Raw genomic sequence first — 20,057 nt, 5'->3', positions numbered from 1 at the left:
CTGATTATACAGACAAAAGAAAGACAAATCAGCACAAATGCTTTAATCTGGCTAGACAGCTCACAGTTGAGCGTATTTATTTTCCGGTGAATGCCTTGAACGAAACACTTTCACTTTATCTCGAACAACTTTATTTACTCTCGCTTGATGCCGCTCCTTGGTTATTGTTAGGCCTTTTAATTGCAGGCTTAATCAAAAGCTACATACCTGCAAAATTCATCGAAAAACAACTCAAACCAGCCACGCTATCCTCTGCTGTTAAAGGGGTTGCCTATGGTGTCCCTCTGCCATTGTGTTCATGCTCAGTATTACCGGTCGCACTGGGCTTAAAAAGAAATGGAGCAAGTAACGCTGCAACTAATGCATTTTTAGTTTCAACACCCACTACAGGGGTCGATTCAATTGCAGTTAGCTATGCACTACTAGGTCCAATAATGGCAGTAGCAAGACCTATTGCGGCAGCTATCACAGGTATTCTTGCTGGTATATTTAGTTTGTTTGTAAAAGAGCAAGCTTTAAACACGACCGCTGTTAAAAGCTGCTGTAAGAAGTCATGTGCTTCTGGGGAAGAAAAAGCACTATCGCCGCTAAAAAAACTCTCAACAGGCCTGATTTACGCCTTTACCGATTTGTTTGCCGATTTAAAAAAATGGCTATTAATTGGCTTATTCATCGCAGGCGCTGTGCAAACATTTGTACCAGCTGAAACCATGGCACATTATGGCCAGGGGATTGGTGCGATGTTTATTGCCATGCTAATTGGTTTCCCAATGTATATTTGTGCAACCGCTTCTACACCCATTGCCGCAAGTTTGTTATTAACAGGTGTATCCCCGGGGACCGTTTTAGTTTTTCTATTGGCAGGCCCTGCTTGTAATGCGGCAACACTAGGTGTAATCAAAAAAGAAATGGGTACAGGTGTGCTAATCGCTTATCTTCTGGCCTTGGTTATCGGTGCGATTGGCTCTGGCTTGACGCTCGATTACTTAATTAATAACGAGTTATTAAACTTTGAATTTCAAAGTACGTTTGATGCTCATGACCATCAAACTTGGTATAGTCAGTTGAGTTTAGGTATATTAGTGCTATTGGCCATTAGTCCTTGGCAATTTTTTAAAAATAACACTAAATAAAATAAGGATTTAACGTCTCATGCAAGCATTAGCAATAGCTGGAATTGTTGCCTATTTTGCCAGTGCAGTAGCGCTTTTATTAATCTTCTTCAAAAACAAGAAAATAGCGCTACCTCAAGCTTTTCTTCCCGGTTTGGTCGCTTTATTAGCGCATTTAAATTTTATCGCGTTCAATTTCAATATCGAAGATGCTAATGGCTACAATTTATTACTTGTCGTCAATTTAATCTGTGTCGTCATCACCTCAATCGCCATCGCGTTTGCTAAGCAATATCACAATTATTTTGTGCTGCCAGTTTGTTTTGTTGTTTCTGCCCTCGTTCTATCACTCGATTTATTTGTGCCGGCTGATTTAGCGACAACAACAAACTGGACAGCGGATACCATGTTACACATCAGCTTGGCGCTTATCGCGTACGCGTTACTGATTATTTCAACGTTACTATCCATTCAATACAGTTTTATTAGTCATAAACTCAAGCAACACGATTTAAGTGTATTGAGTTTGCCGATACCAGCACTTAACCTTATTGAAGCGCAAATATTTCGTATTTTGGCTATAGGCACCTTACTTTTAACGGTATCAATCGTTATTGGCTACGCCTTTTTGGATAACTTCTGGGGGTCAGGCCAAGCGCACAAAACCATCCTCGCCAGCTTAGCATGGCTGTGTTTTACTAGCTTGTTGTTTGGTCACTACAAACTCGGCTGGCGTGGCAACCGCGTATTATTACTCACAGCAATTGGTTCTACCTTATTAACGATTGGTTATTTCGGCTCACGCTTTATTCGTGAAATTGTCTTAAATTAGGTGTAAACTCATCTTACTTTTTGCCTGTCGATTATTTTGGCAAGTAATACTGGGGCCGGCCTAGCTAAATTAAGGAATTCACAGCTAGTCGCCGAGCTATCTTTTAAATAATAGAAGGGTTCCTTTTTTGGACGACATTTCCACGAGTACTCTGACCATAGTTCTTGGTGTACTTATCTGCGTTTCTGCATTTTTCTCAAGCTCTGAAACGGGCATGATGTCTTTAAATAAATACCGTTTAAGACACTTAGTTCAAAACAAAAACCGTGGTGCAATGCGTGTAAGTGGTTTACTCGATAGACCAGACCGCTTAATCGGCTTGATTCTTATTGGTAATAACCTAGTTAATATCGCCGCTTCAGCCATCGCAACAATTATAGGTATGCGCCTATTCGGAGATGCGGGTGTAGCGATTGCAACATTAGCATTAACGGTTATTGTACTTATCTTCGCGGAAGTTACCCCAAAAACACTTGCGGCTTTTTTCCCTGAAAAAATTGCTTACCCTGCGTCGGTTATCCTCAAGCCGATGCTGACATTATTCTACCCTTTTGTTTGGGCACTCAATGCAATCACCAATGGTTTACTAAAGCTATTAAGAATTGATACGAGTCAATCAGAAGGCACGACATTGAGCCAGGAAGAGCTCAGAACAGTGGTTAATGAAGCGGGGTCAATGATCCCTCGCTCTCACCAAGATATGCTAATTAGCATACTGGATTTAGAAAAAGTTACCGTTGAAGATATCATGGTACCAAGAAATGAAATCTTAGGTATTGATATCAATGATGACTGGAAAGATATCGTTAAACAGCTTAACCACGGTAAACACACTCGTCTATTACTCTACCGGGATACCATTGATGATGCTGTAGGCTTTGTCCATGCGCGGGATGTTTTACGCCTCAGCTCCAAAACGTCTTTTGCTAAAGAAGCCTTGTTACGAGCAGCTCGAGAGCTTTATTTTGTGCCTGAAGGCACACCATTAAATGTTCAGTTACTTAAATTCCGTCGCAATAAAGTGCGTTTAGGTTTAGTTGTTGATGAGTACGGTGATATACAAGGTTTAATCACTTTAGAGGATATTCTTGAAGAAATCGTAGGCGATTTCACTACAAATATGACGGCAATATCAAACGAAGATATTGATAAACAAGAGGATGGTACCTACCTAATTGACGGCGGCGCCAATATTCGCGATTTGACAAAAGATTTAGGTTGGGAACTTCCTACTAATGGCCCAAGAACACTCAATGGATTAATTCTCGAATATATGGAAGAGATACCTCAGCAAGATGTATCTATACGTTTATATGGTTATCCGGTAGATATTATTGAGGTAGCGGATAACGCTATCAAACGCGTTAGAATTCACCCTGAACTTTATAAAAGTGCAGAAGAAAAATAGCGTTCTAAAGGCACCTTTGAGGTGCCTTTTTTAATGGGTCTATAAAGCATGACAATTTTCTCGTACCGAAAAGCAGTGCCAGCCGATATTGAAGAAATAATTGCTATTCGACTCACATCAACCGACCCCAGCACCGAAAAAAATATCCAACAAAGCTACCAGCTATATATTGAAAAGTATGGTGAAGGTATTGTCTGTTTGCAAGAAAACCAGATCATAGGTTTTGCAATCGTCTCTATCAAAGAAAGTGGTTTATATAGTCTTTACGTTAAACCTAACTTCCAGCGACTGGGTATAGGAAAAAACTTATTAAAAAAAGCTGAAGCCATTTTAAAACAAGCGGGCGCTGAGCAGATATTCCTTGCGGTCAATAAAAATAATGATGCATTAAACTTCTATCAAAAATATGGCTGGAAAGTAAAAAGTCACCGCAATTGGGTGACTTTACACAAAAAGACGGGGTGATATAAATATTAATCAGCAGACGAATTTTGCTGGTTTTTCAGAGCCTGCTGAGCAAAGAAATAACAGGTAGCCACTAAAAGCAGGTAAGGAACACCGAGCTCCATCGATTCTTCGATTAAACTGGCTAAGGTATCGGCGTCTTTACTAATAAAAATATCCAGACTTGATAATTTTCGAGCCAAGCCATCAAGCGTCTTTGAAATCACTAGGAACGCACCTGCACAGCCAACAGATAATTCAATAACAGGAAATTTAAATACTCGAGAGAAAAATAGCTTTGTGTAGTTTCTTGCAATCTTAAACAGTGCAAACAACACGAGTAAAACAATGCTAAAGCCAATAATTTTTGCCGTGATACTCACATCAGTGCTGACTAAAAACTTGCTTTTTAACACACCGACCTCGGTAAAGCGTTTGTCAAAATCGAGCTCTCTTGCAGAAAAAGATAAAAGTACAACGACAAAGTACCAATATTTCTCAACATAGGCTAAACCGCCTTTAAAAAGCATATAAGCCACTACGATTAAATACCCATAAGCCGATAAGCTTTCTATTAAGCCACCTTCCTTAATAAAGAAAATAAGGGCATCACCTTGTAGCTGACCTGCGGTGATAAAAGTAGCAATCACAATTAAGTTTATAATCGCAAGCGCCAAGTAATAAGGCTTAGCATTGAGAGTCTGCATAAAAATATCCAAAACAATAACTTAGGCTAAATTTTAAAGCTTAGTCGTGAGAACTCAAGTAAATACCTGAACTAATACTTAATAGTACCCCTACTCGAGTGAATTAAGTTAAAATGTACTTTTGTTATGATCACAGATAAAAATATGTTGTTAAATTATTCTGATAAAGGCCAAGGCCCAGTCCTAGTGCTGATCCATGGTTTACTGGGAAGTTTAGATAATCTGAATATGGTGGCACGTTCTTTCAATAAGACGCACCGTTGTATATCAGTAGATTTACCTAACCATGGTCAATCTTATCACCATGAAAAAATGGACTACCCCTTCATAGCAGAACAAGTTTTTCAGCTACTCGATCATTTAGGCATTGAGAACTTTAACCTGCTCGGCCACTCAATGGGCGGCAAAGCAGCAATGACGATGGCACTTTATCAACCACAACGAGTCAACAAGCTGATCGTAGCGGATATCGCCCCGGTAACCTACCCGCCAAGGCACCAACAAATTTTCGCGGGCCTACGAGCCATATCACTGACTGAAATGACAAATCGAAATGATGCCGATGCGACGTTATCTACCTATGTATCAGAAGCAGGTGTACGTCAATTTTTACTAAGGAATCTTACCAAAGGCAGCCAAGGCTTCCAATGGAAGATGAATTTAACAAATATCATCGCCAATTATGATCACGTGATAGGTTTCCCTGATTTAACAGGTCAATTCAATGCACCTAGCCTTTTTATTAAAGGCTCAGAATCTGATTACGTCACCGCTGCTCATCAAAAAGTGGTCATTGATTTATTTCCAAAAGCCAAAGCAAAAGTCATTCAAGGTGCCGGACACTGGCTGCATGCTGAAAAAACAGTTATTTTTAATAAGATAGTTAAAGATTTTCTTGCAGAATAGTTGATCAAAATACGCATGTATAAACAGTTTTATGCTAGAATGCGCGCAAATTTTTTAACACCCATCAGACAATGACATTTGAACAAGTTGAAACACTCGGTTTTTACCTTGCATTATCAGGGCTATTTCTTTTGATATTTCTAGCCATTCGCGACGTATTAAACAGCGGTAAAGTGCCTTTTTTTGGTAAACTTGCAGTTTGGTTGGTGTTATTCCTAGGCTGTTTTGGCTTTTTAGCTAAAGGCATTATCCAAGTTTTCTTAGAATCATAACGGAACGCATTATGTCAGTAATTGGTATATTTTTTGGTAGTGATACAGGCAATACAGAAGCAATTGCTAAAATGATCCAAAAAAATTTAGGTAAAGACTTAGTCGACGTCTATGACATTGCAAAAGCATCAAAGGACGACATCGACAAGTACGATTTCTTATTATTTGGTATCCCTACTTGGTACTACGGTGAAGCTCAATGTGACTGGGATGACTTCTTCCCGGATTTAGAAGAGTTAGACTTTAGCGACAAGCTTGCAGCGATTTTTGGTTGTGGCGACCAAGAAGACTATGCTGAATATTTCTTAGATGCGATGGGCATGATCAGAGATATTATCGAACCAAAAGGCGCCACAATTGTAGGCCATACATCAACAGATGGTTATGAATTTGAAGCATCAAAAGCATTAGTTGACGATAATACATTTGTTGGTTTAGGCATCGATGAAGACAGACAGCCAGAGCTAACAGACCAACGCGTAAAAGCTTGGTGTGATCAACTTCGCGAAGAAATGTGCTTAAACGATCTTTAATTGAATCTCATTCGTAAAAAGCCAGTTTTTAACTGGCTTTTTTTATACCTAAATCTTTGGTCTGGCATGCGGTTTCAAACGAATATAAAGTGTTTTTTTAACATGGCATATCACTTCATCAGATGCATTTTTTATATAAACATCAAACGTTGGGCAATACTTCTCCCCATCAGCGGTCTGCTTCTTAATTTCAGCAATATGCTGCTCAGTCACTTCAAACTCTGCCGTTAACTTACCCACACCTGGTTTAATAAAGTCTATTTCAAAACTTTTGTCCCAGACAAAGTAGTCATGGCCCAATGTACCAATCAATAATATCGAATACATAGGATCCGTCATACTCGCCATACTACCACCATATTGGCTTCTATTAGCATTCAGGTTCCAACTTCGCCACTTGAGCATGGTTTGGGCGTAACTAAAATCCGTTTTCAGCCGACTAATTTTAATACCAGAGAAAAAAAACGGCGGCCAAATATTCATCCCCCAGCGAAGTAACCAAGGGTATTTAAATAATAACTTCATGAAATCTCGATTAAAAAGACAATAAATTCAAACTATTTTAAGGATATTGAGCATAAATGATTGTAGCTCAAACAAATACGCTTATAATTAGGTTATATTTGTTAATTGCGATATTTTCTATGTCTGATCATAACTTAGAACTAAAAAAAGCGGGTTTAAAAGTAACCCTTCCTCGAGTAAAAATTCTAGAAATTCTTCAATCTGAAGAGAACCAACACATCAGTGCTGAAGAGCTTTACAAAGTTTTACTCGATAAAGGCGAAGAAATCGGCCTAGCGACTGTATATCGCGTATTAAACCAATTTGATGACGCTGGTATTGTTACACGTCACCACTTTGAAGGTGGTAAATCAGTATTTGAATTAAGTGCTAAACAGCATCACGATCACCTTGTTTGCTTAAAGTGTGGCAAAGTAATTGAGTTTGCTGATGATGTAATCGAAGAAAGACAAGAGTTAATGGCTAAGCAACACGGTTTGCGTTTAACTGCTCACAGCCTTTACCTATACGGTGAATGTGAAGACGAAGATGAGTGTGCAAATCACCAAGAAAGCTAATTTTAGCTTTTTCTAGATATAAAAAAACCAGCAAAATGCTGGTTTTTTTATATCTGCTATTCAACTTACGAATGGCGTAAGTTATCTAGCCTATTCATAACACGGCCAAGCGTATTATCAATTGTCGCTGCAGCTGCAATAGGTAATTTTTCTGCGAACGTTTTCTTCGTTTGGTACTTAACTAAAAATACATCTTTTTCTTCAGCTTTAGCCATTAAGAAGTCGTCACTGGTTTGAACTTCGTCAATTAGACCTAGGGATTTTGCCTGAGTCCCATACCAATGTTCACCCGTAGCCACTTTATCCAAATTAAGTTCAGGCCTGAATTGGTTGATATGGCCCTTAAACAGCTGATGGGTTTCCTCTAACTCTTCTTTAAATTTGTCACGACCCGCATCCGTATTTTCACCAAATAAGGTCAACGTGCGTTTGAATTCACCAGCAGTCATCTGCTCAAAATCGATATCGTGTTTTTTCAATAAACGGTGAAAATTTGGTATTTGTGCAATTACACCAATTGAGCCAATTATAGAAAAAGGAGCGGCCAAAATGGTGTTAGCAACACTTGCCATCATATAACCACCACTTGCTGCTACTTTATCAACTGCAGCGGTTAGTTTTATATCTCGTTCTCTGAATCTCGCTAACTGTGAAGCAGCTAGCCCATAACCGTGAACAACTCCGCCAGGGCTTTCTAATCGGACAAGTACTTCATCTTGTGGATTAATAACGGACAGTACCGCATTCACTTCTTCTCTTAAGTTTTCAGCTTCGTGCGCATCCATACTGCCGTTAAAATCAATGACAAATAATCGCGAAGCTTCGTCTTCATCACTTTCGCCTGATTTTTCTTTTGATTTTAGTTTCTCTTTCTCAGCTTTTTTATCGGCTTTCGCTTGCTCTTTTTCTTTTTTTTCAAGGGCTTTTAAAGCTTCTTTTGATAATAGCTCTTCTTGAAGATGGTGTTTTAAGTCACTAAACGATTCCGTTAAATTAGTGATCGTTAACTCACCTTTTTTATCTCCTTTTTGCTTCATTGCATTCGCGGCAATAACCGTTAATACAGCAATAATGGCTATGACTAAGGTGATTGCCTTAGCTAAAAACAAACCATATTCGTATAGAAATTCCATTAAACACCTTAATTTTTATAAAAATCTTACTTTGATAGACATATATCAATCTCAGGAAGTGGATAAATTTACATAAGATCGCAACTTTATCAACAAAAAATACTAAAACCTTGTTTTTTTGACTAAATAAAGCGCAGATAAAGTTACTATAACTGCTCAAAAAATTACCTGAAACTTTTTTAACCAACAGATAAAAAACTTAAAAATCAATAAATTAACAAACACAACCCAAGAAGCTAACAAGTTTATCCACAGTTTGTGTTAATAAACTGATAGTTATATACAATCCACATCAATGGCTTTTAAGTACCATTTCGGTATAACTCAGCACACCTAAGATTTCATTGTCATCAATAACAGGCGCAGTATTAATATCAAAACTATCAAACAGACGTGCACTGTACTTAACTAACATACCTGATTTAACACTCAGTACCGGCTTAGTCATAATTTCATATAAGTTTACCCGCTCTGGCGCGCGATCTTTAGCTAAGACTTCTCTGGCAATATCAGACAGTTTGACCATGCCCCATTCATCATCGTCACTGCGCTTAGCAATAAAAATAGTGGCTGCATTATTTTGTTTTGCCATTTCGATGGCTTCAGCGACGGTTAACATACCATCAGCAATGCAATAGGTATCAGTTAACATGACATCCCTGACTCTGAGTGTTTTTTTATCGCTCATTATAAATCATCCTCAATTTTCGCTTTCAAACGTTCAACTTGATGGGCAACGCCAACGGCATCTTCCACATTAACCAAAATAGCAATTCCCTTACCTGGCTCTTTATCAAAACCTGCAACTGTGGCTATATGCTCTAAAATCGCTTTTGACATGTGCTCTTCAACAACAAATAACAAGACATTACGATGAGACTCTAACTCTAGGCCAAAGAATGTACGTTGTGGTTCAACGCCCTCGCCTCTTGCATTGCTAATGACTGTCGCCCCGGTAGCACCTGCGCTTCTTGCTTCTTTCATGACTTCATCCGTCACCTCGTCTTCGACAAAGGCAAGAATCAATTTAAATTTCATCTTTGTTTTCCTTCTCGGCTAAATGTGTTTTAAAGGCTGATAGTTGGGCATACCCCATAACCGCGATAATTGGGAATAAGCTGGCAAAGGCAATTAAACCAAACCCATCAATTAATGCACTTCTCCCTGGGATGGTTGCAGCGAGCCCTAACCCTAGTGCCGCAACTAATGGCACTGTGACTGTTGAGGTTGTCACCCCACCAGAATCATAAGCCAGCGGAATGATCATTTTTGGACAGCACATTGTTTGAATGACAACAACGATATAACCGCCAATGATGTAGTAGTGAATTGGATCGCCAACTACTATGCGATAGCTTCCTAAAGCAATCCCGATCGCAACGCCAAGAGCAACTGCAATTCTCAGGCTCGTCGCATTTATCGCTCCACCTGATACTTCATTAGCCTTTATTGCAACGGCTATTAAAGAAGGTTCAGCGATCGTGGTACTAAAGCCAATGGCAGCTGCGAAAATATACACCCAATAATAATCTTGCCATTTGATCACATCAGGTAAGGTATCTGTTCCAAGGATAAATTCAGGCGCGGTCAGTTGCTCTGCCATCATCTTCCCTAATGGAAAAAGTGCTTTTTCTAACCCCATTAAAAATAGCGCTAAACCCAGTAATACATAGAAAAAACCAAAACCAACGCGTTTAATATTAGGAATGGGTTTTCGAATGACCGCAATTTGGAAAAACAAAATAATTGAGATGATGGGAAGTACATCAATAATCGTGGTTTTAAAGACGTTAAAAAACTCTATAGCAGCTTGCATAGTTAATTTATCCTTAATTCAGTATTAGTCCATAGAGCATGACAAACATCATGGGGGTCAATGAAGCAAAGGCAATGAGACCAAAACCATCTAACATTGGATTGCGACCTTTAATTGACGAAGCTAAACCAACACCCAGTGCAGTAACAAGTGGTACGGTAATAGTCGATGTCGTGACACCACCAGAGTCATAGGCAATACCGATAATCCAATCTGGCGCAAACCCAGTCATAATGACCACAATCACATAACCACCAATAATCAGATAATGGATGGGCCAACCTTTTAATATCCTCAATACACCGACGACTATCGCTATACCAACCGCAAGCGCAACCATAAAGCGCAAACCATTGGCATAGTCTTTAATCGCCGTAGGCGTTTGTTCAATGACATTACCCGCAGCTGCCACTCTTGAAGCTTCAGCGGCGACAGCGATAAGGGATGGCTCAGCTACTGTGGTGCCAAAACCTAAACAAAAAGCAAAAACCATCAACCAAGCAACATTGCCTTTTTTAGCAAAAGCCTGTGCCATAGATTCGCCGAGTGGAAAAAGCCCCATTTCTAAACCGTAAATAAAAAAAGTTAACCCCAGCACCACAAGTGCTAAACCAAAGATAATATCCATAACGTTGGGCAAAGGTTGATTGAGGATCACCAATTGAAAAAATGCGATAACGAGGATAATGGGAAGAAGGTCTTTAAAACTGCCAAGCAGGGCTTTTAAAAACACGAACAATTGCTTTTGCATCAAGAGGCTCACTCAGCACTTATTATTAATTGATATGGGAATACCGAACTGCGACTTTATTATTTTTGATTGCAAATAGATCGTAGTAAACTATTTCACCGTTAATAATAGATAATAATTGATATACATCAATGAGCTACCTTCAAGGTCCAGAAATAAATGCAGACTTTAGTGCTGCCGATATCCAAGGTTGTGCCAAACTCGTCTCGCCTTGTCACGGTAAAGTTACTTCTCTGAACCAACACCCACGAGCGATGGTAAAAGATGGCTTTTTTGGACCGGGTTTGTGTTTTTTACCACATGGGTATCAATTTTTTAGTCCTGCAACAGGTGTTATCGAGTATATGACACCCTGCTGTCACCGAATTAATATCAAAACGCATAGAGGTTTAAAGCTACATATTGAGTTTGCAATCAATACCGAAACCTTGATGTCTACAGGTTTTAAACCCAAAGTAGAACAAGGTCAACAGGTCAAAGCAGGGCAATTACTGTTTGAATTTGATTTAGCTTACTTAAAAAGTGAGCTAGATGATTTAACCTCTTTTTTAACAATTACCAATGGCGATAAGTTAACGGCTATTTACCCTTGTTATCATCAAGTCAGAGCCAAAGACGATGCGCTTCTTTATTACCGAATTTAGGAAAATTTATGACAACACTTTACGGCATTAAGAACTGTGACTCAGTGAAAAAAGCGAAAAAATGGTTAGAGCAAAACGATTTGGATTACCAATTTCACGATTTTAGAGCACAAGGAATTACCATCGAAAAAATCAATGCTTGGTTAACACAAGTTCAATGGGATGTTTTATTGAATAAACGAGGCACAAGCTACAGACAACTAGATGCAGAGGTAAAAGAGAATTTAAATGCCGATAATGTTGCTGAATTATTGTTGAATAATCCAACGTTAATTAAGCGTCCTGTGTTAGAATACGCAGACAAAGTCAGTGTTGGTTTTAAAGCCGACGAGTATCAAGTCAAATTTAATAAGTAAAAAAATGTCAGATCAGCAAAGCCCCGTAATCGAACTTACCAAAGACCTTATAAGTCGTAAATCCGTCACGCCAGAAGATGCAGGTTGTCAGCCATTAATGTCTGACCGTTTAAAAGCAAAAGGTTTTGACATTGAAACCATGGTTTTTGAAGATACAACCAACTTTTGGGCAAGACGCGGCAATGAAGGTCCAGTATTTTGTTTTGCTGGTCACACTGATGTCGTCCCTTCGGGCCCTGAAGATAAATGGCATACACCGCCATTTGAGCCAACTATCGTTGATGGTTACCTTCACGGTCGCGGTGCTGCTGATATGAAAGGCAGTTTAGCTGCAATGATTATCGCAACTGAACGCTTTGTCGATAAGTATCCCGATCACAAAGGTTCTATTGCATACTTGATCACATCAGATGAGGAAGGTCCATTTATCAATGGTACAACACGTGTTATCGATACACTTGAAGCACGTAATGAGAAAATTACCTGGGCATTAGTAGGTGAACCCTCAAGTACCAACAAAGTAGGTGATGTGATCAAGAACGGTCGCCGAGGTTCGTTGAGTGGTGATTTAATTGTTAAGGGTGTTCAAGGACACGTTGCTTACCCACACCTTGCAAAAAACCCAATTCATTTAGCCAGTCCGGCCCTCGCTGAGTTATCTCAAATAAAATGGGATAGTGGCAATGATTATTTCCCGCCGACCAGCTTCCAAGTATCAAATATCAATGGTGGTACTGGCGCTACAAATGTAGTACCGGGCGAAGTGCATATTCAATTTAACTTCCGATATTCAACAGAAGTGACGGCAGATGAGCTTGTACAACGCGTATTAGGTATCTTGGATGCACACGGCTTAGATTACACTATTGATTGGACTTATAACGGCCTACCATTTTTAACTGACAAAGGTGCCTTAGTAGAAGCCGCTGTCAAAGCAGTAGACAGTGTTGTCCATTACAAGCCAGAGTTATTAACGACTGGTGGTACATCTGACGGACGCTTTATTGCGCCTACAGGTGCAGAAGTTGTTGAGCTTGGCCCTTGCAATGCGACTATCCACAAAATTAACGAATGTGTAAAAGTGGAAGATTTGGAGAAATTAGCAGATATGTACGAGCAAATTTTAATTAACTTACTCGCTAACTAAACTATCTTTCATATCCTTAATTAGCTAGGCTAGTATTTTTGATACTAGCCTTTTTTGTATATGACGGCCTTTTCACTTACCCAAACCATCAAAGATATCGACAGCCATTTTGAGCTGCACCCCATATCACAGCAAACATTAGTCGGTATTGATCAAACTCAGCTTATTGAACTTTTCCCCAATCATTTTTGCCACCCTTTAGTCACGCCTGCAATAACAGCACTGCAATCGGCAGCTTTTGAAGCAGGTTTCGATTGCAGGCTCGCCAGCTCCTATCGCTCTTTTGAACGCCAGCAAACAATCTGGTTAGATAAATATAGAGGGAGACGAGTAGTCCTCAATGAGAAAGATGAGCAAATCGATTTAACCAGACTAACTGAAGAGCAGAAATTGTCCGCAATAGCTCGTTATTCTGCTTTTCCTGGTTTAAGCCGTCACCATTGGGGCACTGACTTTGATGTTTTTGATATAAGCGCTGTCAGCCGTGATGAATTACAATTAATCAGTGCTGAATACCTACCGGGAGGTCCATGTCACAACTTGTATCTCTGGCTCTGTGAAAATATGGCCAAATACGGTTTTTACCACCCTTATACGCCTGAAATTGCAGCGCAAAAAGGCGTTGCCTTTGAGCCTTGGCACATCAGCTTTTATCCTATTAGTAAGCATTTCTACCAGGCATTTTCCGATAAAACAGCAGCGGTAATCAAGCACTACCTAAATGCCGACATTCAAGCTAATATAACTCAAATAGACAGCTTAATTAGCCAATATGCGCTAAATATCGCTAAAGCTCCGTAATTACAGACAATAAAGAGGCACAGACTTGAGCTCTAATATATGGTTGATAGTGGCTATAGTGGTCGCTTTTGCATTTGTCATTGGCAACATTCTTTTTTTACGTAATAAACAAGGTTTTAAGTTGCCTGATAATTGGCAGGAAATAAAAAAGAAAAACGCCGAAAACTGGCAAGATAAAGACGACTAGTTTGTAATGCTCACGAGTTTGAAACCTCTACTATTTGCGCTTGTTCTGGTCTATTTAGCCTTATGTAATCAAGCTAAAGCGTCTGAGTTACAAATCGATTTATTGGTTGATTTTCCATTAGATACCATCGTTGACAAAAACACCTTACCGCTTAGAAATCTAAGATATTTAGAAGCGCAAAGCCAAGACCAATTAAACATCAGATTAGTCAGTGCCAATATGGCTAGGCAATGGGTACTACTTGAAAAACAAGAAAACGCCTGTTTATTGAATAAGATCAAAACCCCGGAGCGAAGCCAAAAAGCGATTTTTACTCAGAAACCTATAGGTCATGAGACACCGCTTAGATTGATTACAATTTATCCCATTGAACAAGACACCATTAATCTAGAACACCTGTATAGCTGGCAACCAGATTTCATCGTTGGCGTGGTTAATGGTCGCTCTTACTCACCTATCATTGATAAGTTTGTCAGTAATAACTCAAAAGTAGTCCTGACGCGAAGTGGCGATATGTCATCGAGAAAATTAATTGATATGTTAGCCATAGCTCGCGTCGATGCCATCAATGAATACACGAAACAAGCGACTTTATTTGCGCCTAAGGGCACAAAGCTCTTTGCATTTATCTAAACACCAAACATTAAGTAAAGGTTATTTAGTGTGTAGTCGATCTGAACAAGGACGGCAAGCTATCAAGTTATTAGATAACTTGATGAGGAAAAATAAACACATAGCCCAGCTCATTTTGCATCACAAAGAATATAGTGGCCAATTGGATTGGCCACTGATTCGACAAAGCATTGAAAATAATTATCGCTGGAACTACTAATTTAAAGTGGTGATGGCGCCTTGATGCTTCGTCTAAATTCTTTAGGGGTAACTCCTTTCATCATCCTAAAGCGGCGATTAAAGTTAGAGATATTATTAAATCCGCACTGATCGCTAATGGTAGAGATCAAAGCATTGGTGTTGAGTAACATCTTACAAGCTTTACCGATTCGCAAACGATTAATAAATTGATTAAGTGTCTGCTCAGTTCGTTCTTTAAAGATTCGATGAAAGTGGTTTGTACTCATATGAACAAGCGAAGCAAGCTCTTCGGCACAAAGCGGCTCAGTATAGTTTTGGTAGATGTAGTTAATGACTTTATCAAGCTTATCCACCGAGATATCTGTCTTATCACCGAAGGTAAAATAACTGCTTGAAAGCACTCTCGCCTCATCATCTTTTACCATTAAATGCAGCAACTGAATAAGTAATATAAATTTCTCTATTGGCTCTGCTTTGACCATTGCTTTAAATATCGCCACTGATTCAGCGGTGATTGCTTGACCGAACTCGATTCCTCTAAGCGATAATTTAAGGATATTTTTAAAAACTTTGAATTCTGAATGGCTGGCCACTAGGTTATCCAACCAATGGGCAGGAATTTGTGCTACATAAATTGTGATCGGCTTGTTTTCATCATCTAACTTACAATGCCAGCTATGAGGCAAATTGGGGCCCAGTAAAACTAAATCAGGACGGCAATAGTAATCAACATGATCGCCAATGTGTTTTGCCCCATTACTATTGAGTGTTAAACAGATTTCATACTCCGTATGATAGTGCCAATTAAACTCAACAGCTTGGTAATCAAATTTATCAAATCGCCAAGAGCAGCTATCTGAAGGGATCATTTTCCCGCACATTGCCTTCATAGAGAATACTGCCTTACTTGATAAAAATGTCGATATAAATCATGGGTATATTTTTTAGCCGCTTCAATAATATCAGCTGAAACCGTTTGATGAGGTACGACAAGTTGATCATTTCTATAATCCATACCTGCCAATAAGGCGTACCAAGAGGGTCTAAAATAAGCCAACTCATTTTCATAGTGATTAAGACAAGCATCAAAATCGGCGCCCGATGACCATGCAGCTAAAATAGCTTCCAATCTGGTATCCGCCTTATCAATATCGGTAACACTTTGCCAATACAGATTTTCTCTGCGTTTACTCGTCAGATAATGAGCTAAAATGTAATCTTTAACCCCATAAATTAACTTGGATAATTCAGCGTTAAATTGATTTCGGTTTTGCTCGTTAGTAATTGATTGCCCCACGTGAGCTTTAATAAAAGATTCAATAGAAAACTGTGTAACCATTAAAGCGGTCGCTTCTAAAGGCTCAATAAAGCTTTGTGATAACCCCACAGCGAGTACATTCCCTACCCAAGCCTTATTTTGCTGGCCAACTTTCATCGATAAATGTCGACACTGGACTCCACCTTGAATATTCAAACTAGTTACCAGTTCTTGTTCCGCTTGCTCGGGAGATTTATGTTCACTGCTATAGACATAGCCATAACCGGTTCTACTTGTTAGCGGTATTTGCCAACGCCAACCCGCCTCCATTGCTGACGACTCGGTATACACCTTTTGTGTAATATCTTGTGTGCTGATGGTAACCGCGCTGTCATTGAGTAAGTCTTGCTTAAACGATGTAAATTGATTAGGACTGATTTGGTTGATTAACAAGCCTTTAAAGCCAGTACAATCGATAAATAAATCAGCTTGATGGCAAGCCCCATCATCCAAGATAAGGCTATCAATATCACCAGATGGCAACTGATTAACCTTCTCTACTTTGGCATCAATAACATCAACACCTTTTGATCGTGAAAAGTCAGCTAATAGTTTTGCTAATTTACTGGCATTAAAATGAAAACCATACTCATTAGTCACAGGGTACGTTTTAACAGGCACGGGCAGGCAATTATCTCTCGCTAACAAGCTTGCTACAAAGTAGTCATCACCATTAACTTGCTCACCCTGTCCTCGCCTTCTGGCATTAGCTTGGTTAAAAAAAACTTCAGCGGCTTTTACATCAATCGCCGTGTAAAAAGGATGGAAATAGTGAGATTTATCATTATTCCAATGAGTGAACTTTATCCCTGTTTTATATGTGGCATCACAAGCTCTCATCCATGAAATTTCATCAAAACCAAGTTGTTCCATAAAACGTTTAAGATAAGGTGTAGACCCTTCTCCAACACCTATGGTGCCAATTTGTTTCGATTCAATAAGGGTTATTTTACTTTGGTTAAACGCGGGGGTATTGCACAAAGCAGCGGCTGTCATCCAGCCAGATGTTCCACCGCCCACAATAATTATTCGACGATATGCGAGCATTCAATTCCCTTTAAAAAACAACAAAGGAGCACGCTATAGAGCGTGCTCCTAACAACAAAAGTTTAGAACTTATAGCTAGCATTTAAATAATAACGCGAGCCAAATTCAATGGTATTTTGTGTTAAACCATAATTGATATCGTTTGATTCAACGACTTCATTAGTTAAGTTAACGCCTTCTAATGAAATGTCTAGGTTTTCCATCGCATGCCATGTGATAGATGCATCCCACTGACTATAAGCATCATTTAGTACTTCTTGAGCAGCACCCACACCAATCCATTCATCACGCCAGTTGTAGGCAACGCGAGAGCTAATGACGTCATTTTCGAAAAAGACCGAAAAGTTAAATGAATTTTCAGATACGCCTGGCACCATAGATTTTCCTTCCGGTGTATCCAATTCACTGTCGACATAGGTATAGTTTGCGATAGCACCAAAGCCCGACTCAAAAATATGTTGAACTTGGAATTCAATACCGTTAACCGTGCCATCACCTGTATTTCTGGGACGCTTAACTTCACACTCATCCCACTCGTCCTCTTCTGGACCACAATTTTCTACGTATTCCTCTTCAACTGATTTTGAAACGACATTTTCTACAGATTTAGTAAAGAGTGCAGTTGATAACATCGACTCTTCTGAGAAATACCATTCAAAAGCAATATCAGCTTGATCTGCTTCGTAAGGTTTTAGGTCTGGGTTCCCTCCCGTAGCAGTACCAAAGTTAGCATTAATTGAAAGACCAGGTTTTAAGTCAGTATAGTTATTGCGTGCCATTACAGATGAAGCAGCAAAACGCACAATCATGTCTTCATTCAAGTTATAAGCAAGGTTTAAACTTGGTAAAACGTTATCGTAATCAACCGTTTCTTTAAATGGATTACCGTCGGCAAAACCTTCTGAAGTTTGTTCAGTATCGACATATCTAACACCAACATTACCCCTAAAATCATCACTTTCAAATTCAGCTTGAACATAAAGTGCGGTCATATCTTCATCTACAATGAAACTATTGCCAAGATTTCTTGTTTCGATAAGCTCGCCATTGCGATATTTTTCAGAAATAAAGCCCCACCATTTATCTTCATCCAAATAAGCATAAGAATCTAAGCCTCCGCTTCGACTTTCGCTGTGTAAACCTGTGAAGGTGCCTCCAGTCCAGTTAGCTAAATTAGGTTCAGGGACAAATCCAATAACATCTTCAGGTTCTCTTTTGTAAGCATCCCTTTCAAACTTACTGCTATTTAATTTGATACCTGTCGCAATTGACGTGAAAATACTAAAGTCGACATCAAATTTGATATCCGCTTGCGCATAATTGACTTCGTGATCTTGCACTGTTGTTTCGTAGTTTGCTTCGTGTGCAAACTTTAACTGACTGGCATCAGTCGCATCTAGAGATGTTAACGTCACTTGATAAGGGCCGTCTGCATTATAACTAAAGCCACCGTCGACACTGGTTTGCCCGTCAGGATAATTAGGATCGTTTATCTTATCCCCTTCATCGGTTGCTGGTATCCACCATGAAGACGAACCACCTTGCGTACCACCTTCAGAAGTTGATTGGCCAATTACCCCAGAAAGCACATAATTATCACCTTGATATTCAGCAGTGAAATTCGTTACATCTACCTCCATATTAACGGCATGGCGAACAACAGGGTTATAAATAATTGATGCATAAGCTGGTAAAATAGTAGCTGAAACGGTTCCGCCTCTAGCGTTATTAACCACATTTTCAGCGCCAGCACCTCTACCCATAACAGTTAAAAAATTGTGGTTTACATGCGGGTTATCAAATTCAAAATTAAAGTAATCAAGTGTGAACTTTAATTCCTCCGTGGGTGCAAATTGTGCGGTTAACTGCATACTGGTTCTTTCACGTTCGGCTTTAAATGCCTGTGAACCAATTGACCATGCACCCACGAGCGCTTCTTCACCCGATACAGGGTCAGCTTCAAATTGCTGTTTATACTCACCGATAGATTCACGTACATGTCGACCGCTGGTTAACTTTTCAATAGAGTAAGCAGCTAAAATACCAAAGCTCTCATCTTCATTTTTCCAACTAGCTAAACCAGAATAACTAATATCGTTTTCTTCGTATAACGAACTACGCGAGCCTTCTACAGAAGCCATATAAGTATGAGCTTCAATATTCAATGGTTGACGGGTTTTTAAATTAACCGTACCACCTAAAGCCCCTTCTTCAATACGTGCTTCAGGGCTTTTGTAAACTTCAATCCCAGACACCTGCTCGGCTGACAATAGCTCTAAATTAAACGTACGTGTAGCATCACCTAAATCATACCAGTCTACACTGGCTACAGTTTGACCATTTAGTAAGATACGAGATTGTTCTGGTGCCGTACCACGAATTGTTACGCCATTTACTTCGCCATATTGGCGGTCAACGGTCACACCTGAGATACGTTGAAGTGCATCACCAATGTTTTTATCCGGAAATTTACCAATATCTTCTGATGTGATAGCGTCAACAATCGAGTTAGAAAAACGTTTCGTGTTAAGAGACTCTTTTAATGAACCTCGAATGCCTCTAACTTGGATAACTTCCGTATCGTCGGCTTCAGCTTCATTTGCAATGGCTGAAGTACTCAAAGAAGTACCTAAAATTGAGGCAAGTGTTACTGCAATACTTGAGAGTTTTAAAGCGGGTTTATTGTTATAAATTTTCATAGCCAGTCCTATTTTCCCTTGAAAAGCTGAAAATAGACTAGCGTTGACA

At 39.4% G+C, this 20,057-nt stretch carries 25 protein-coding genes; 15 read left to right on the top strand and 10 right to left on the bottom strand.

Features of this window, described 5'->3' with window-relative positions:
- Window positions 1-95: 95 nt before the first annotated feature.
- From HR060_RS04140 to HR060_RS04125, 4 genes are all read left to right on the top strand, one after another.
- Window positions 96-1,133 carry an SO_0444 family Cu/Zn efflux transporter gene (locus tag HR060_RS04140; protein WP_174199013.1) on the top strand — a complete coding sequence of 346 codons (1,038 nt, stop codon included), beginning with the start codon at window positions 96-98 and terminating at the stop codon, window positions 1,131-1,133.
- Window positions 1,134-1,152: 19 nt separating this feature from the next.
- Window positions 1,153-1,944, top strand: coding sequence for a cytochrome C assembly family protein (locus HR060_RS04135; RefSeq protein WP_174199012.1), 792 nt, complete (start codon window positions 1,153-1,155; stop codon window positions 1,942-1,944).
- 127 nt (window positions 1,945-2,071) lie between these two features.
- Entirely contained in the window at window positions 2,072-3,352 is a 1,281-nt protein-coding gene (locus tag HR060_RS04130; RefSeq protein ID WP_174199011.1) for an HlyC/CorC family transporter, read from the top strand.
- A 48-nt stretch (window positions 3,353-3,400) separates the two neighbouring features.
- Window positions 3,401-3,817 carry a GNAT family N-acetyltransferase gene (locus HR060_RS04125; protein ID WP_174199010.1) on the top strand — a complete coding sequence of 139 codons (417 nt, stop codon included), beginning with the start codon at window positions 3,401-3,403 and terminating at the stop codon, window positions 3,815-3,817.
- 8 nt (window positions 3,818-3,825) lie between these two features.
- Here HR060_RS04125 and HR060_RS04120 read toward each other — a convergent pair whose 3' ends face one another.
- Complete coding sequence (locus tag HR060_RS04120) at window positions 3,826-4,503, bottom strand: hypothetical protein (RefSeq protein ID WP_174199009.1); 678 nt, start codon at window positions 4,501-4,503, stop codon at window positions 3,826-3,828.
- A gap of 144 nt (window positions 4,504-4,647) precedes the next feature.
- Between HR060_RS04120 and HR060_RS04115 the strand changes: the two genes are divergently transcribed.
- From HR060_RS04115 to fldA, 3 genes are all read left to right on the top strand, one after another.
- Entirely contained in the window at window positions 4,648-5,409 is a 762-nt protein-coding gene (locus HR060_RS04115; RefSeq protein WP_174199008.1) for an alpha/beta fold hydrolase, read from the top strand.
- Between the two features lie 71 nt (window positions 5,410-5,480).
- Window positions 5,481-5,681, top strand: coding sequence for a DUF2788 domain-containing protein (locus tag HR060_RS04110; RefSeq protein WP_174199007.1), 201 nt, complete (start codon window positions 5,481-5,483; stop codon window positions 5,679-5,681).
- Window positions 5,682-5,692: 11 nt separating this feature from the next.
- Window positions 5,693-6,214 (top strand): flavodoxin FldA, encoded by a 522-nt coding sequence (gene fldA, locus HR060_RS04105; RefSeq protein WP_174199006.1) that lies wholly within the window; start codon window positions 5,693-5,695, stop codon window positions 6,212-6,214.
- A gap of 48 nt (window positions 6,215-6,262) precedes the next feature.
- Here the strand turns inward: fldA and HR060_RS04100 are convergent, their stop codons facing one another.
- Window positions 6,263-6,739: a DUF4442 domain-containing protein gene (locus tag HR060_RS04100; protein WP_174199005.1), complete on the bottom strand. Its 477-nt coding sequence runs from the start codon at window positions 6,737-6,739 to the stop codon at window positions 6,263-6,265.
- 119 nt (window positions 6,740-6,858) lie between these two features.
- Here HR060_RS04100 and fur point away from each other — a divergent pair, with 119 nt between their 5' ends.
- Complete coding sequence (fur, locus tag HR060_RS04095; RefSeq protein WP_174199004.1) at window positions 6,859-7,296, top strand: ferric iron uptake transcriptional regulator; 438 nt, start codon at window positions 6,859-6,861, stop codon at window positions 7,294-7,296.
- A gap of 65 nt (window positions 7,297-7,361) precedes the next feature.
- Here the strand turns inward: fur and sohB are convergent, their stop codons facing one another.
- From sohB to HR060_RS04070, 5 genes are all read right to left on the bottom strand, one after another.
- Window positions 7,362-8,429 carry a protease SohB gene (sohB, locus tag HR060_RS04090; protein WP_174199003.1) on the bottom strand — a complete coding sequence of 356 codons (1,068 nt, stop codon included), beginning with the start codon at window positions 8,427-8,429 and terminating at the stop codon, window positions 7,362-7,364.
- Window positions 8,430-8,721: 292 nt separating this feature from the next.
- Window positions 8,722-9,117 carry a CBS domain-containing protein gene (locus HR060_RS04085; RefSeq protein ID WP_174199002.1) on the bottom strand — a complete coding sequence of 132 codons (396 nt, stop codon included), beginning with the start codon at window positions 9,115-9,117 and terminating at the stop codon, window positions 8,722-8,724.
- Window positions 9,117-9,467 carry a P-II family nitrogen regulator gene (locus HR060_RS04080; protein ID WP_174199001.1) on the bottom strand — a complete coding sequence of 117 codons (351 nt, stop codon included), beginning with the start codon at window positions 9,465-9,467 and terminating at the stop codon, window positions 9,117-9,119. Before HR060_RS04080 ends, HR060_RS04085 begins: the two co-directional genes overlap by 1 nt.
- Window positions 9,457-10,245: a DUF1538 domain-containing protein gene (locus HR060_RS04075; RefSeq protein WP_174199000.1), complete on the bottom strand. Its 789-nt coding sequence runs from the start codon at window positions 10,243-10,245 to the stop codon at window positions 9,457-9,459. The genes HR060_RS04080 and HR060_RS04075 overlap by 11 nt, the downstream gene beginning before the upstream one ends.
- Window positions 10,246-10,258: 13 nt before the next feature.
- On the bottom strand, window positions 10,259-10,996 hold the full coding sequence (locus tag HR060_RS04070) for a DUF1538 domain-containing protein (protein ID WP_174198999.1): 738 nt from the start codon (window positions 10,994-10,996) through the stop codon (window positions 10,259-10,261).
- A 131-nt stretch (window positions 10,997-11,127) separates the two neighbouring features.
- Between HR060_RS04070 and HR060_RS04065 the strand changes: the two genes are divergently transcribed.
- Genes HR060_RS04065 through HR060_RS04035 form a run of 7 tightly spaced genes read left to right on the top strand, consistent with a single transcriptional unit; the run spans window position 11,128 to window position 14,963 of the window.
- Window positions 11,128-11,640: a PTS sugar transporter subunit IIA gene (locus tag HR060_RS04065; RefSeq protein WP_174198998.1), complete on the top strand. Its 513-nt coding sequence runs from the start codon at window positions 11,128-11,130 to the stop codon at window positions 11,638-11,640.
- An 8-nt stretch (window positions 11,641-11,648) separates the two neighbouring features.
- The gene (locus tag HR060_RS04060) at window positions 11,649-11,996 is read left to right on the top strand and encodes an ArsC family reductase (protein ID WP_174198997.1); all 348 of its coding nucleotides are present in this window, start codon (window positions 11,649-11,651) and stop codon (window positions 11,994-11,996) included.
- A gap of 4 nt (window positions 11,997-12,000) precedes the next feature.
- Complete coding sequence (dapE, locus tag HR060_RS04055; RefSeq protein WP_174198996.1) at window positions 12,001-13,143, top strand: succinyl-diaminopimelate desuccinylase; 1,143 nt, start codon at window positions 12,001-12,003, stop codon at window positions 13,141-13,143.
- A gap of 60 nt (window positions 13,144-13,203) precedes the next feature.
- Window positions 13,204-13,944 carry a M15 family metallopeptidase gene (locus HR060_RS04050; protein WP_174198995.1) on the top strand — a complete coding sequence of 247 codons (741 nt, stop codon included), beginning with the start codon at window positions 13,204-13,206 and terminating at the stop codon, window positions 13,942-13,944.
- 25 nt (window positions 13,945-13,969) lie between these two features.
- A complete protein-coding gene (locus tag HR060_RS04045; protein ID WP_174198994.1) occupies window positions 13,970-14,131 on the top strand; it encodes a DUF2897 family protein in 162 nt (53 codons plus the stop codon).
- Window positions 14,132-14,137: 6 nt separating this feature from the next.
- Complete coding sequence (locus HR060_RS04040) at window positions 14,138-14,764, top strand: hypothetical protein (RefSeq protein ID WP_174198993.1); 627 nt, start codon at window positions 14,138-14,140, stop codon at window positions 14,762-14,764.
- Between the two features lie 28 nt (window positions 14,765-14,792).
- On the top strand, window positions 14,793-14,963 hold the full coding sequence (locus tag HR060_RS04035; protein WP_174198992.1) for a hypothetical protein: 171 nt from the start codon (window positions 14,793-14,795) through the stop codon (window positions 14,961-14,963).
- Window position 14,964: 1 nt separating this feature from the next.
- Here the strand turns inward: HR060_RS04035 and HR060_RS04030 are convergent, their stop codons facing one another.
- From HR060_RS04030 to HR060_RS04020, 3 genes are all read right to left on the bottom strand, one after another.
- On the bottom strand, window positions 14,965-15,834 hold the full coding sequence (locus HR060_RS04030; protein WP_174198991.1) for an AraC family transcriptional regulator: 870 nt from the start codon (window positions 15,832-15,834) through the stop codon (window positions 14,965-14,967).
- A complete protein-coding gene (locus HR060_RS04025; RefSeq protein ID WP_174198990.1) occupies window positions 15,831-17,309 on the bottom strand; it encodes a tryptophan halogenase family protein in 1,479 nt (492 codons plus the stop codon). The genes HR060_RS04030 and HR060_RS04025 overlap by 4 nt, the downstream gene beginning before the upstream one ends.
- A gap of 62 nt (window positions 17,310-17,371) precedes the next feature.
- Entirely contained in the window at window positions 17,372-20,008 is a 2,637-nt protein-coding gene (locus tag HR060_RS04020) for a TonB-dependent receptor (protein WP_174198989.1), read from the bottom strand.
- Window positions 20,009-20,057 lie beyond the last annotated feature (49 nt).

This window comes from Marinifaba aquimaris (assembly GCF_013328345.1).
In the GTDB taxonomy this organism is placed as follows: Bacteria; Pseudomonadota; Gammaproteobacteria; order Enterobacterales; family Alteromonadaceae; genus Marinifaba; species Marinifaba aquimaris.
The sequence above is the reverse complement of the archived record's forward strand: the minus strand, read 5'-3'. Positions and strand labels throughout refer to the sequence as shown.

What these genes read in the sequence shown, in the direction of transcription:
- HR060_RS04135 (WP_174199012.1), top strand. Translation starts at nt 1,153, where the DNA reads ATGCAAGCATTAGCAATAGCTGGAATTGTTGCCTATTTTGCCAGTGCA.
- HR060_RS04125 (WP_174199010.1), top strand. Translation starts at nt 3,401, where the DNA reads ATGACAATTTTCTCGTACCGAAAAGCAGTGCCAGCCGATATTGAAGAA.
- HR060_RS04120 (WP_174199009.1), bottom strand. Translation starts at nt 4,503, where the DNA reads ATGCAGACTCTCAATGCTAAGCCTTATTACTTGGCGCTTGCGATTATA.
- HR060_RS04115 (WP_174199008.1), top strand. Translation starts at nt 4,648, where the DNA reads ATGTTGTTAAATTATTCTGATAAAGGCCAAGGCCCAGTCCTAGTGCTG.
- HR060_RS04110 (WP_174199007.1), top strand. Translation starts at nt 5,481, where the DNA reads ATGACATTTGAACAAGTTGAAACACTCGGTTTTTACCTTGCATTATCA.
- fldA (WP_174199006.1), top strand. Translation starts at nt 5,693, where the DNA reads ATGTCAGTAATTGGTATATTTTTTGGTAGTGATACAGGCAATACAGAA.
- HR060_RS04100 (WP_174199005.1), bottom strand. Translation starts at nt 6,739, where the DNA reads ATGAAGTTATTATTTAAATACCCTTGGTTACTTCGCTGGGGGATGAAT.
- fur (WP_174199004.1), top strand. Translation starts at nt 6,859, where the DNA reads ATGTCTGATCATAACTTAGAACTAAAAAAAGCGGGTTTAAAAGTAACC.
- sohB (WP_174199003.1), bottom strand. Translation starts at nt 8,429, where the DNA reads ATGGAATTTCTATACGAATATGGTTTGTTTTTAGCTAAGGCAATCACC.
- HR060_RS04085 (WP_174199002.1), bottom strand. Translation starts at nt 9,117, where the DNA reads ATGAGCGATAAAAAAACACTCAGAGTCAGGGATGTCATGTTAACTGAT.
- HR060_RS04080 (WP_174199001.1), bottom strand. Translation starts at nt 9,467, where the DNA reads ATGAAATTTAAATTGATTCTTGCCTTTGTCGAAGACGAGGTGACGGAT.
- HR060_RS04075 (WP_174199000.1), bottom strand. Translation starts at nt 10,245, where the DNA reads ATGCAAGCTGCTATAGAGTTTTTTAACGTCTTTAAAACCACGATTATT.
- HR060_RS04070 (WP_174198999.1), bottom strand. Translation starts at nt 10,996, where the DNA reads ATGCAAAAGCAATTGTTCGTGTTTTTAAAAGCCCTGCTTGGCAGTTTT.
- HR060_RS04065 (WP_174198998.1), top strand. Translation starts at nt 11,128, where the DNA reads ATGAGCTACCTTCAAGGTCCAGAAATAAATGCAGACTTTAGTGCTGCC.
- HR060_RS04060 (WP_174198997.1), top strand. Translation starts at nt 11,649, where the DNA reads ATGACAACACTTTACGGCATTAAGAACTGTGACTCAGTGAAAAAAGCG.
- dapE (WP_174198996.1), top strand. Translation starts at nt 12,001, where the DNA reads ATGTCAGATCAGCAAAGCCCCGTAATCGAACTTACCAAAGACCTTATA.
- HR060_RS04050 (WP_174198995.1), top strand. Translation starts at nt 13,204, where the DNA reads ATGACGGCCTTTTCACTTACCCAAACCATCAAAGATATCGACAGCCAT.
- HR060_RS04040 (WP_174198993.1), top strand. Translation starts at nt 14,138, where the DNA reads ATGCTCACGAGTTTGAAACCTCTACTATTTGCGCTTGTTCTGGTCTAT.
- HR060_RS04030 (WP_174198991.1), bottom strand. Translation starts at nt 15,834, where the DNA reads ATGAAGGCAATGTGCGGGAAAATGATCCCTTCAGATAGCTGCTCTTGG.
- HR060_RS04025 (WP_174198990.1), bottom strand. Translation starts at nt 17,309, where the DNA reads ATGCTCGCATATCGTCGAATAATTATTGTGGGCGGTGGAACATCTGGC.
- HR060_RS04020 (WP_174198989.1), bottom strand. Translation starts at nt 20,008, where the DNA reads ATGAAAATTTATAACAATAAACCCGCTTTAAAACTCTCAAGTATTGCA.